The organism is Paraburkholderia sp. FT54, assembly GCF_031585635.1.
GTDB lineage: Bacteria > Pseudomonadota > Gammaproteobacteria > Burkholderiales > Burkholderiaceae > Paraburkholderia.
Map to the genome: position 1 here is coordinate 3,495,784 of NZ_CP134195.1, position 12,899 is coordinate 3,508,682.

Sequence of the window (12,899 nt, forward strand, 5' to 3'; positions counted from 1 at the left end):
GATCAATCCGGCGCGGCTTCCTCCGTGGTAGCCGGCTTTCGCCGGCGCCTCGCCGCAGCACCTGAAGGCGGCGCGCCGAAAGACGGCGTGCCGCCTTCACTGTGTTTGCCGCCCACCTTGCGCAACAGCATCGCAAGCCGTTCCTCGAAGGTGCGAATCGTCGCCTCCGGCGAGAGCGCGCGCTCCGCATAATTGCGTGCCGCTTTGCCGAGTGCCGTGCGCCGTTCCGTGTCGCTTGCCAGCACTGTGATCGCCGCCGCCAGTGCCTTCACGTTGTCCGGCGGCACGACCACGCCGCGCGGCGCCACGGCTTCGTAGAGCGCCGTGCCGCGACGCGCCATCGCCACGGTCGCCCGTCCGCTCGCGAACATGCCGGTGAGCTTGGACGGCATGACGAGATCCGCCGCGTCGCCGCGTTGCGGCAGCACGTGAATGTCGGCGAGGTTGAGCAGTTCATTCAGGCGCTCCACCGGCTGAAGCGGCAGGAACACGCAATTCGTCAATCCCGAGCAGCGTTCGAGCAGACTCTCTTTCGCGGCGCCGCTGCCGCAGAACACGAAGGTGAAGTCCACGCGTCCGGCCAGCGCGACCGCCGCATCGGCGAGCGTTTCGATGCCCTGCTTCGCGCCCATGTTGCCTGAGTACAGAATCACTTTCTGTTCGACGGGAATCCCCAGCAGACGCCGGTACTCGCTCGGCCGCGTAAGCGGAAAGATGGTCGACACATCGACCCAATTGGGCAGGCAGACAACCCGTGACGCGTCGACGCCCTTGGTCGTCGCGCGCGCGCTCATCTGCCGGGTGATCGACGACACCACATCGAAGCGCCGCAGCAACGCGCTTTCCATCCAGCGTGCGGTGCGGGCCACGAGCGAGCTTTTGAGCAGTCCCAGATCGAATGCCGCATCGACCTCGTAGTCCTGAATATGCAGCCACGCGCGCGCGCGCGTGATGCGTGCGAGCATCAGCGAGCCCGGCGCGCACATCAAGGTCGGTGCGATCAGCATGACCGCGTGGGGGCGCCACAGCGCATGCCGCACAAGCAGCGGCAACGAGGTCGCCGCGAAGGTCGCCAGATGCAGCATCCGCTTCAGGCCGCTGGGACGCGATGGCACCCAGAGCGGCGCGCGCCAGATCGCCACGCCGTCGCGCGTCTCGTGCTGATATCGCCACGATGCGTAGCCCTCCCCGACACGCCACTCCGGGTAGTACGGCGGCGCGCACACCATGCGCACTTCGTGTCCCCGGTTGGCCAGCAGCACGGCCATTTCCGCCGTGTACTTGCCCACTCCCGTCAGCTCAGGCGCATAGTTGATGCCGTAGATCAATATCTTCATCGTGACTGCCAGAACGAGTTAGGGCGTCATGCGCGCGACGCTGCCGGGCGGAGCGACTCAGTCGCTCAACATCAATGCACAGCCGCGGGCGATGTTGGCAGCCGCGGAAGGCGGATCGAAACGGCGAATCACATCCATGCACCGGCGCGCGGTGCCGCCCGCGTCGGCGAACGCCTCCATTGCCTTGAGCATGGTGCGCTGCAAGCCGGCGACATCGCCCGCTGTAAACGCATAGCCGCTCACTCCGTCGATCACCAGTTCCGGCACGCAGCCGCAACTCTCGCTGACCACTGCCGGGCAACCATGCGCGAGCGCCTCGTTGACCACCAGTCCCCAAGGTTCGCTGTAACTCGGCAGCACCATGCAGGTGGCGCCGTAATATTCGCGGGTAAGCGGCTCGTCCTGCAGACTGCCGACGAACGTCACCGCGTTGCCGAGTTCGAGCTCGGCCACCTTCGCATGCAACGCGTCGCTCATTGGGCCGGTGCCGACGATGCGCAGCCTGGCCGCCGGAATACGCCGCCGCAATCCGGCGAGCGCCTCGATCAGCGTGCCGATGCCTTTCTCTTCGGACAGCCGCCCCACGAACAGAAACACCGGCGGATTACCCGCGCGGGCGGCGACCCGCTCGACCAGCGCGCGCTCCGGCGAAAACGAACCCGGCATCGCCGCGGCCTGACACGGCACGAAAATCTTGTCGCGCTTCGCGCCGAGCGACAGCAGATACTCGCGGCTGCGTTCGCCGAAGCCGAAATAGCCGTCGCACAGCGAGAAAAACACGCGCTTCGGAATCGACGTCAGCAGCTTTTTGGGCCGGTCGCGCGCGGTCGAATCGCAGAACACCGCGCGCCGTTTGCCGGTCACGATGCACGCCGCGAGCATCGCCCAGTATTCCGGGCGGTGATAGCCCGGCAGCACGATCAGATCCGACTTGGTGCGCAAAACTTCCCACGTGAGCCGCGCGATCAGCTTCATGGTCGGCACGTCTTCGTAGCAGCCGTCGAACAGCTTTTGCATCGGATAACGGTGAAACGAATAATCGACGTCGGAAAACCCGACGCGATCGTGCTCCGTATCCGCGATCTGCACCATCGAATAACGAATTGCTCCGGAAGCCGAAATGTTATGCAAGGCGGAAAACACGACACCTTTGTGGCGCGACCACACAACATTGTGGAAGATCGTGACTGACGCTGTCATTTTTATGCCACTCCTCGAAATATCGTCCTGCGTGCATTGCGCGTCTTGCGCACGCACAGCGTCCCATGCGGTCCTTCGCTCCAAAGCCGCGCTGCAGCGGCCATTCGCGCGTCTAGGCCTCGAGGGCGGCAGCGGGTGTCGAACCGGCGTGTGATTCGACGAAGTCACGATATGTGGACGCGATTCCGTCCTCCAGACCGATCGTCGCCTGCCAGCCCATTTGCGCGAGGCGGGAAACGTCGAGCAGCTTGCGTGGCGTGCCGTCGGGTTTCGAGGCGTCGAACACGAGTTCGCCTTCGAAGCCGACCACCTTGCAGATGCATTCGGCGAGCTCGCGAATCGACAGATCCTCACCCACACCGACGTTGAAGAGGCCCTCGGTCACGTTGTGCTCGAGCACGAACAGCGTGGCCGCGGCGAGGTCGTCGACGTGCAGGAACTCACGGCGCGGCGTGCCCGAACCCCATACGCCCAGCGTTGCGTCGCCGTTCAGCTTCGCTTCGTGCGCTTTACGCAGGAGCGCCGGCAACACGTGGCTGCTGTTCAGATCGTAGTTGTCGTTCGGGCCGTACAGATTGGTCGGCATCAACGCGACATAGTGCGTGTTGTACTCGCGGTTGTACGCTTCGCACAGCTTGAGGCCGGCGATTTTGGCGATCGCGTAGGCGTCGTTGGTCGGCTCCAGCGGCGAGGTCAGCAGATACTCCTCGCGAATCGGCTGCGGACACTGCTTCGGATAGATGCACGACGAACCGAAGAACACCAGGCGCTCGACCTTGGCGCGGTACGCGGCATGGATCACGTTGGTTTCGATCACGAGGTTTTCGTAAATGAACTCACCCGGCCGCGTCGCGTTCGCGAGAATTCCGCCCACGCGCGCGGCCGCGAGCAGCACCACGTCGATCTTTTCGCTTTCGAAGAAGCGATTCACGGCCGCCTGATCCGTGAGGTCGAGTTCCTTGCGCGAGCGGGTGATCACGTTCTGATACCCGTCGGCGGCAAGACGCCTGAGCAGCGCGGACCCGACCATGCCACGGTGGCCCGCGACGAAGATGCGTGCTTGTTTGTTCATCGCCGTTACTCGTGATGTTCCAGCGCCGTGAATCCGGCCAGCGTGACGAGCGCGTCACGTCGTGCAATCTGATAATCCGAGCGCACCATTTCCTTGACGAGCGACTCGAACGAGGTGGTCGGCCGCCAGCCGAGCTTCGCATGCGCCTTCGACGGATCGCCGAGCAGCGTCTCGACCTCGGCGGGCCGGAAGTAGCGCGGATCGACGCGCACGATCACGTCGCCCGGCGACATCTTGATCTCGCGCCCTTCCACCTTTTCGACGATACCGATTTCATCCACGCCGGTGCCTTCGAAACGCACGGTAACGCCCAGTTCAGCGGCGGCGTGCTGCACGAACTGCCGCACGCTGTACTGCACGCCCGTTGCGATCACGTAATCCTCCGGCCGCTCCTGTTGCAGCATGCGCCATTGCATTTCCACGTAATCGCGGGCATGGCCCCAGTCGCGCAACGCCGACAGGTTGCCCAGATACAAGGTCTTCTGCATGCCCACCGCGATGCGCGCGACAGCGCGCGTGATCTTGCGCGTCACGAACGTCTCGCCGCGCACCGGCGATTCGTGATTGAACAGAATCCCGTTGCAGGCATAGAGACCGTAAGCCTCGCGATAATTGACCGTGGTCCAGTACGCGAACAGCTTGGCGACGGCATACGGGCTGCGCGGATAGAACGGCGTGGTCTCCGACTGCGGCACCTGTTGCACGAGGCCGTACAGTTCCGAGGTCGAGGCCTGGTAAAAGCGCGTCTTCTCCTGCAACCCGAGAATGCGGATCGCTTCGAGAATCCGCAAGGCGCCGAGGCCGTCCGCATTGGCCGTGTATTCCGGTTCCTCGAACGACACCGCCACGTGGCTCTGCGCGGCGAGGTTGTAGATCTCGTCCGGCTCGACGCGCTGGATCACGCGCAGAATGCTGGTCGAGTCGGTCAGATCCGCGTGGTGCAGAAAGAGTCGCTGGTCCGGATCGTGAGGATCGCGGTAGAGGTGATCGATCCGGTCTGTGTTGAACAGGGATGACCTGCGTTTGATGCCGTGTACGTCGTAGTCCTTGGCGAGCAGCAACTCCGCCAGGTACGATCCGTCCTGTCCAGTGATGCCGGTGATCAGCGCGACCTTACGTTTCATGGAACCTTCTCCTCGTTAACCTTTGCAATGCCAATCCACCACCCGGTTGAGCCTTTGTTGCGCGGCCGCCGGCCGCTGTCTCAACCAGCGATGCTGTCGTAGCCGTAGTAACCGCCCTGATAACCCGAGCCGAGGAACGCGCCTTCCTGCGGCACATCGGTCAGCAGCACGCCTCTGAGCCCCACACCGCCATTACGCAGCCGCTTGGCCGTCTCCATGACCTCGTTGAGCGGATGGCGGCCATGGCGCACCACCAGCAGCGTGGTGCCGGCGTACTTGCCGATCACCGTCGAGTCGGTCACCGCCAGAACCGGCGGCGTGTCGACGATCACGAGGTCGTACTGCGCCTTCAATTCTTCGAGCATCAATTCGAAGCGCTTGCTCATCAGCAGTTCGGCCGGATGCGAGGGCAGCGTGCCCTTGGCGAGCACGTCGAGACCCGGCAGCACGTCGCGCTGGATCATCGAGCTCAGATCGCCGCCGCTCAGCACGTCGGACAGACCCGGCTGATGCGCGACACCAAAATGCGAGTGCACGTCGCCGCGCCGCATGTCGCCGTCGATAATCAGCACGCGCTTGTTCGCCGAGGCCACCAGCGCCGCCAGATTCACCGACAGGAACGACTTGCCGGAATCGGGCCGTGAACCGGTGATCATCACCACGTTGTTCTCCGCGTGATCGAGCGAGAGCTGCAACGAGGTGCGCAGATTGCGCACGCCTTCCACCGCGATGTCTTCCGGCGCCTGCTGCGCGAGCACATGCAGCCCGCGACGGCGCAGCATGACGTTTTCCTGCAGTTTCAACTGGGTCTGGCTGCGCGGCACGACCGCAAACACCGGCACGCCGAGCATGCCTTCGAGTTCGTCCGGACGTTCCACGCCGCCGTACATCGCGCGCTTGAAGAAGGTCAGCAGGATGCCGAGCACGAGACCGCCGCCGAGCGCGATCAGGATCGCGAGCACGCGCTTCGGGCGTACGGGTTCATCCGGGGCTTCGGCGAAGTCGACCACGCGCACGCTGCCCACCTGTCCCGCCTTCGCCACGCGCAGTTGCTGCGCACTGTTCAGCAGATTGGTGTACAGCTCCGTGTCGACGTGCACGTCGCGCAGCAGACGCAATGCGGTCTGCTCCGTATCCGGCATGACCGCCACGCTGCGGTTCATGGTGGCCGCCGCGCCTTGCAAGGCGGCGATCTGCGCGTCGAGCGAGGCCACCGCCGGGTGATTCGCCGTGAAGCGTTGCGACATCTCCGCGCGTTGCTGCTGCAGATCCATCAGCTTGGTCTTGTTATCGACGATCTGTTGCAGCAGCAGGCGGCTTTCTTCGCCCAGGTCGACCGTGCCGTGCGTGTTGCGGAACTTGTTGTAGCGCTGCTCCGCATCGTCGAGTTCCTTGCGCAGGCCGGGTAGTTGCTGATCGAGGAAGGCCAGCATGTGCTCGGCTTCGGTCGAACGGCTCTCCACATCCTGCCGCACGAACTCGCGCGCCATGCTGTTGACGATCGCCGCCGTCAAGCCGCTGTCGCCGCCTTCCAGACTCGCGCGGATCACACCGGATTGCAGCGTGGTTTCCTGCACCACCAGCGCCTTTTGCAGGCGATCCACCGTGCTCAGCGTCGAGGCCCGCTGCAATTCGAAACGCGAACCGGCTGCGCCGACCAGCTTGTCGACGCGCAGCGTGATCGGCCCGTCGGCGGTATCCGTTTGCACGGTTTCGCCCACTTTCCCCGACAGAATCGCAATACCGTTCTTGTCGCGCAGCACATACGAACCGTCATTGCTGGAAATCAGCGTGAAGGTTGTGTCGTACATGTCCTTCGACGTGTCGAACTGCGACACCGAAATGCTCTCGTCACCCCATGCATAGCCGGACAGGTTGATGAACTGCGGCAACTTGAAGCCCCATTGCCCGTTCACCAACCCCGCAATCATTCCGCCGATGATCGGAAAATAGCGCGGCCCAGCCGTGATATCGAGGTGCAGCTTCTTGACGGTTTCTTCCGTGACCAGACGCGACTTCAGCAACTCGATCTCGGCCGCCGTCGAAGGCTTGGTGTCGAACATGCCGGTAAGCGGCGGCAAGGAATCCTTGCCGTTCGCATTGGCATTCGCCGTCTTGTCCTCGACGTGAAACAAGACATCCGCGCGGTACGTCGGCGGCGCGAGGAAGGCGTACGCGCACCCCAGCGCGAGCGCGATCAGCGTCACCATCACGATCGTGCGCCAACCTCGCACGATCGTACGCAGATAGTCCGACAGATGAAGCTCGTCCGTTCCGGACACGTCGGTGTAGCGGTTTTCGAAGTTGATTGCCATTTTCTTCACCCAACAAAGCCCGGCGGTTCAAGATCACGTTGCACGGTTGTTATTTCGCGAGGACGGCCCCCGTTACAGCCGCATTGATCGCCGGCAGCAGCAGGTTCAACACGCGGTTGAAGCGGACCAGCCCGCCTTGACCGACATACACGACGTCCTTCGGCTGCAGTTCGAACTGATTGGCGAGCACCATCGACACCGGCGACGTCGCATCGAGGTGGTACACCTCAGGCGTTTCGCTCGTGGAATTGCGGATCACGAACAGTTGCCGCGCCGCGGCCGTGTTCGAGTCGAAGCTGCCGCTGTCGGAAATCGCCTGCGAAAGCGTCAGCGAGCCGTTGCGCATCGGCAGGATGGTCGCCGGCTTGTTGACTTCGCCCATCACATAGACACCGCTGTCTTCGCGCGATGCCACACGCAGCGCATCGCCCGGTTGCATGTAGATGTCCGACGGATTTTTGCCACGCTTGATCAGATCGTCGAGGTTGAGCTGATACGGGACGCCGTTGCGGATCAACACCACGCGGCTGCGGTCCGCATTCGGGCTCAGGCCGCCGCTCAAGCTGATCGCGGTCGTCAGCGACATCGGAATGTCGTTGACCGACTGAGTGCCAGGCGTGCGCACTTCACCGTCCACATAGACCTGCTGCGCGCGGAACGAGGCCACCCGTACCGTCACTTCCGGCTTCTGATATACGTTGCTCAGCCGCCGGTGCAATTCCTTCTGGATCGTCGTGACGTCCTTGCCGGCCACATGCACGTTGCCTGCGTACGGGAACTGCACATCGCCGTTTTCGTCGATCAGGAAGCCGGGTGCGGCATCCGTCGCCTTCACGCCCTGTGCCGGCTGACCGAGCGCGGCCGCGAGTTCCGGGTGATCCCACACGACGATTTGCAGCACGTCGCCGGGGCCGACCTTGTAAGCGGTCGGCTTGCCGAACAGCGCGAGCATCTGCGGCGACAGCGGCGCGGTCGCCTGCGCCTGGTTCATCTTGCGCAGCAGCGTGAGATTGATATCGGTAATCGGTATCTGTTGTTGCGTATTCGCTTCAGTACTGTAATCACCACCCGTGTCCTGAACTGCGGCAGGCGTGACCATCCGCTGGCCCGGTGCGATCCCGCATCCGGAAAGCAGTGCGGCAGTAGCGAAAACCAGGAGACTTCCCGTGCGTAAACCAAGCGAGCTCATGATGTTTCCTCCGTGCGCCACGGCGTTTTTCCTCAAGGGAGGGTGCGCCCAGCGTATTGTTAACAACTAATAAGCGTTTCGATGCACCAGTCCGGCGACTATCGTCGCGCCGATAATCCGCATGTCGAGTGCGAACGACCAATGGCCCAGGTAATACAGGTCATGTTCGACGCGACGTTCCATCTTTTCGATGCGGTCGGTTTCGCCACGAAAGCCGTTGATCTGTGCCCACCCCGTGATCCCCGGCTTTATGCGGTAGCGATTGATATAGCCCGCGACCACTTTCTGATAAAGGTCGTCGTGCTCGAGTGCATGGGGACGCGGTCCAACGACCGACATGTCGCCACGCAACACGTTGAAAAATTGCGGCAGTTCGTCGAGGCTCGTGCGGCGCAGGAAGGCGCCCACTTTGGTGACGCGCGGATCATTGCGCGTGGCTTGCCTGACGGTGCCTTTTTGCTCGGTATGCAAACGCATCGAGCGGAATTTGTAGATCGTGAATACGTGGCCGTCCGCGCCTTTGCGTTTCTGCTTGAACAGAACCGGACCGCGCGACGACAGCTTCACTGCGATCGCAATGGCGAGCATGACCGGCGCGAGCGCGATCAGCGCGGTCAGGGCGAACAGGCGGTCGAAAATTTCCTTCTTCAGCATCGAACTGGCGGACAGCGGCGAGGCCACGAGATTGATCGCCGGCACGCCGAGCAGATCGATCACGCCGCTGCCTTCGAAAAGCGCGAGGCTGCGCACGTCCGGCATGAAGCGGATGTTCACCAGATCGTCGCGGAATTCGCCGACCAGCGAGCAGATCAGCGGCTCCTCGGAAAGCGACAGCATCAGCCACAGTTCGTGCACGTCGTTGGTCCGCATGTAGCCGGCCAGCGCGTCGACGGTGTCGAACACCGGCACGCCCTGGCTCGTGACCGGCGACACGTCCGGACGCGCGTTGTACACGGCCGTGGCGCGAAAACCCGTGGTCGGCGCCGCATTGATCCGACGAATGATCGCGTCGCATTGCGAGCCGCTGCCGACAATGGCGACCTGATGCAAGTTCATCCCCGCACTGCGTGCGCTCGCCAGCACGGCGTGCGTCATCAGCCGGTACGCGATCAGCAAGCCGCCGGTCACCGCCGTCCAGTACGAGAACCACAGCCGCGACACGAAGTCGATCCGATGCAGCGAATACATCAGCACGAGGGCGCTGCCCTGCACCATCAGCCATGCGAGCGAGACCTGGCCGGCCAGCGCCAGCTTGGAGCGGCCACGCCATGATTCATAGACGCCGAACGCCGGAAAGATGGCCAGCGCGAAGGCAGCGGAAAACATCACGAGCGCCCAATAGAAACCGGATTGAGCGAGGTAATCAAAACGGATCTGCGACGCCACCGCCGCACCCGCCAACACCAATGCAACATCGAAAACTCGCGCGAGCAAATCTTGAAACTTGCGCATTTTGGCCACCTCGTTCTTGCCGTTCTTGTCCGCAAATGAGTCCGGCGTGCTGTTCAGGAGCAGCGGCCGTAGTTGTCGTTGAACCTCACAATGTCGTCTTCACCGAGATAGGTACCTGACTGGATTTCAATGATTTCGAGCGGCACCTTGCCCGGGTTTTCGAGCCGGTGACGGGTGCCGAGCGGAATGTAGGTCGATTCGTTTTCGCTCAACAGGAACTGCTCTTCGCCGCGCGTGACGAGCGCCGTGCCGCGCACGACGACCCAGTGTTCCGCACGGTGGTGATGCAATTGCAACGACAGCTGCGCGCCGGGCGTCACGACGATGCGCTTGACCTGGAAACGCTCGCCATGGTCGATCGAATCGTAGAAACCCCACGGGCGGCGCACCTTGCGATGCGCGTCGGCCTCCGGCGCGTGCTGCGCCTTGATGCGCGACACCAGCCCCTTCACGTCCTGCACGTGCGAGCGGTCGACCACCAGCACCGCGTCCGCGGTTTCGACCACCACCACGTTGGTGGTGCCGACGCAGGCGACCAGCCGCCCTTCCGAATGCGCGTAGCTCGATACCGCGCCTTCGAATGTCACCCGGCCGCGCCCTGCGTTGCCGTTGGCGTCCTTCTCCATCGCGGCCCAGACGGCGTCCCACGAACCCAGATCCGACCAGCCGGCATCCAGTCCGACCACGACGCCGGCGGGCGTCGCGGGCGTGCTCGCAGCGGTGCCATCTGCCGTTTCCGGCCCGGCCGTCTCCGTCAGGCGCTCCATTACCGCGTAGTCGATCGAATTCGCGGGCGCGCTGAGGAACGCATCGACCAACGGCCGGAAATACGCGCCATCGGCGCGGCCGCCAGTGAACGCGCGTTCGCAGGCCGCGTACATCTCCGGTTGCAGACGCTTCAACGTATCGAGCCACACGCTCGCGCGGACGATGAAGATGCCGCTGTTCCACCAATACATGCCCGCCGCGACGTACTTCGCCGCGAGTTCTTCCGCGGGCTTTTCGACGAAACCGTCGATCGCATGGCCGCCGCCCGCCAGCTCGGCGCCGATGCGGATATAGCCGAAGCCCGTGTCGGGGCGCGTGGGCGGCACGCCCAGCGTCGCGATCGAGCCCTGCTCCGCATAGCGCGCGGCGAGTTCCAGCGCGGCCTGCAAGGCGGGCACGTCGGCGATCGAATGATCCGCGGGCATGACGACGAGAATCGCATCGCCGCCGTCCGCGCACGCCAGCGACGCCGCCAGCGTCAGCGCCGGCGCCGTATCGCGTCGCGCCGGCTCGACAATAAGACGAGCGTCGACGCCATTTTCATGAAGTTGTTCGGCGATCACGAAGCGATGTTCTTCGCCGCACACGATGATCGGCGAAACATCCACGCTCCAGCCCGCCGGAAAGCCGCTCATGCGCCGCGCCGTGGCTTGCAGCAGCGAGTCGGACCCGACTACGTCGATCAGTTGCTTCGGATAGTTTTCCCGCGACACCGGCCACAGGCGCGTACCTGACCCGCCCGCCAGAATGACCGGGACGATGCGCGCGCAAGGGGCGCCCGCCGTCGCGGCATCCGCACCGGTCGGGTCGACCGACACGGCGCTCACAGCTCCCTGAGTCAACATATTCGCATTCCTTATAATTCTCAAAGATCGGCGGAAATTTGGACCGGATGCCGTGTTGCAACACGGCCCTCCGGCTGACCCCGCCGCGCTATTCGCCGACTAGTCGACGACTTTGAATCCGAAATTCGGTGGGAGAAATTCTCATCCGCTTGCGAAACACTTTCGCGAGGCGGTCACCGTTACCCATGCCGGTTCGCCGGGCAATCTTGTCGACCGGCAATTCCGATTCGGTCAACAGGCTGCAAGTCACGGCAAGACGCTCGTGCAACAGAAAACTCGAGGGCGTGATGCCCATTTCCATCTTGAAGCGACGCAGAAAATTGCGCTCGCTCATCGCGGCAAACTGCGCCGCGTCAGCGATCGAAATTGCCTGCTGGCAATTCTCTTGCAGCCAGCGAGCTGCCGCGCGCACCTTGTCGCCAGGACTCAGGCCACCGTCTTCGCCGAGCAGCGGCGCGAGATTCGAGCACGAATCCGCCAGCAGGCGCTCGGCAACCGTACGCGCCGTGGCGCCGCCGAGGTCGCGCTTGATCATGGCGAGCGCGCTCCTCATCGATTCGAGGCGATCGCCCGCATCGGCGGTCTGTTCTGACTGGCGCGCCGGTGCCGACTGCGCATAAGCATCGCCGGCTTCCTTGCTGTCGGGCACATACGCTGCATCGAGCAGCGCGCGGCCTTCCGCGATCGGCCGGATCATGCCGGTGTTGCGGCGCACACGGCGCAGCCAAGCGATCAGCCGCTCGTCGCTGGCGGCGGCGAGTGCGCCCTTGCCGCCCGCGACATACAACGCATCGAAACCGCCGTAATGGCGCGCGTCGAGTCCATCTGTCCAGACCCGCAGCGCGGACGACGAAGTCACCATGCCGCCGTCCGCGGACAGGAAGGACACGTCGTATAACCAGCCGCCCGAGCCGGACGAAGCCATTTCGTTCGCTGCCTGGAACACCTCGGCAACAACCCCGGCTCCCTGCAGTGAGCAGTCGTTGAACATCAGTATCGCGATGCGACGCATACCCTTGTTCGGAGCGTGCACCCAGCGCAGCATTGCAGACTCGAGACTCGCGCAGGTCATAGTCATCCTCTCACCAGAAAACGGATCTACTTTTCACCCTGGACGGCCATGGAAAGGCCGGCTCTGTGCAGCGCATCATAGTCACCGCCACTCAAGCATTTAGCCGCCATGACCGAAAGCGCAGACATGTTGGCGTGTGGACAGGGTGACCAGCCAGGGATTTTCGGAACAACCCCGCTACCACCGTCTTTTCAACGAATTAATTGCCGATTCGACATAGGAATGAATTGGCATTCTGCGAATGTTAATGCAAATAAAACCACCATTTCGTTCGCCACCGCACACACCACGACTACTCGAAAACGGCGTAGTTACAATTTGATCCATCCAGCGCCGCACCGATTTGAAGTGACTTTTTCCCGCCAGAACGTCAGAATGAGCGCAGCGCGCTTCGCTACACCGCCCTCTGCCGCGCCACCCGCCTACTTGAATTTCTTCTGACGATATATCCGCGGGATGGCAATAAGTAAAACGAACATCCAATATAAGCACTGAAGAGTGCGACAAAATTATTTAATTGGTTGT

General features: G+C 63.0%; 9 protein-coding genes. All 9 read right to left on the bottom strand.

Annotated features, from left to right (window positions below):
• Positions 1-2 precede the first annotated feature (2 nt).
• On the bottom strand, positions 3-1,337 hold the full coding sequence (locus RI103_RS16130) for a glycosyltransferase WbuB (RefSeq protein WP_310812926.1): 1,335 nt from the start codon (positions 1,335-1,337) through the stop codon (positions 3-5).
• Positions 1,338-1,394: 57 nt separating this feature from the next.
• Complete coding sequence (locus RI103_RS16135) at positions 1,395-2,537, bottom strand: glycosyltransferase family 4 protein (protein ID WP_310812927.1); 1,143 nt, start codon at positions 2,535-2,537, stop codon at positions 1,395-1,397.
• A 112-nt stretch (positions 2,538-2,649) separates the two neighbouring features.
• On the bottom strand, positions 2,650-3,609 hold the full coding sequence (locus tag RI103_RS16140) for a GDP-L-fucose synthase (RefSeq protein ID WP_310812928.1): 960 nt from the start codon (positions 3,607-3,609) through the stop codon (positions 2,650-2,652).
• A 5-nt stretch (positions 3,610-3,614) separates the two neighbouring features.
• Positions 3,615-4,733: a GDP-mannose 4,6-dehydratase gene (gene gmd, locus RI103_RS16145; protein WP_310812929.1), complete on the bottom strand. Its 1,119-nt coding sequence runs from the start codon at positions 4,731-4,733 to the stop codon at positions 3,615-3,617.
• An 80-nt stretch (positions 4,734-4,813) separates the two neighbouring features.
• The gene (locus RI103_RS16150; RefSeq protein ID WP_310812930.1) at positions 4,814-7,048 is read right to left on the bottom strand and encodes a polysaccharide biosynthesis tyrosine autokinase; all 2,235 of its coding nucleotides are present in this window, start codon (positions 7,046-7,048) and stop codon (positions 4,814-4,816) included.
• A gap of 49 nt (positions 7,049-7,097) precedes the next feature.
• Positions 7,098-8,237 (bottom strand): polysaccharide biosynthesis/export family protein, encoded by a 1,140-nt coding sequence (locus tag RI103_RS16155; RefSeq protein ID WP_310812931.1) that lies wholly within the window; start codon positions 8,235-8,237, stop codon positions 7,098-7,100.
• A gap of 66 nt (positions 8,238-8,303) precedes the next feature.
• A complete protein-coding gene (locus RI103_RS16160; RefSeq protein WP_310812932.1) occupies positions 8,304-9,689 on the bottom strand; it encodes an undecaprenyl-phosphate glucose phosphotransferase in 1,386 nt (461 codons plus the stop codon).
• Positions 9,690-9,742: 53 nt separating this feature from the next.
• The gene (locus RI103_RS16165; protein ID WP_310812933.1) at positions 9,743-11,302 is read right to left on the bottom strand and encodes a mannose-1-phosphate guanylyltransferase/mannose-6-phosphate isomerase; all 1,560 of its coding nucleotides are present in this window, start codon (positions 11,300-11,302) and stop codon (positions 9,743-9,745) included.
• 88 nt (positions 11,303-11,390) lie between these two features.
• The gene (locus tag RI103_RS16170) at positions 11,391-12,374 is read right to left on the bottom strand and encodes a helix-turn-helix domain-containing protein (protein WP_310815259.1); all 984 of its coding nucleotides are present in this window, start codon (positions 12,372-12,374) and stop codon (positions 11,391-11,393) included.
• Positions 12,375-12,899 lie beyond the last annotated feature (525 nt).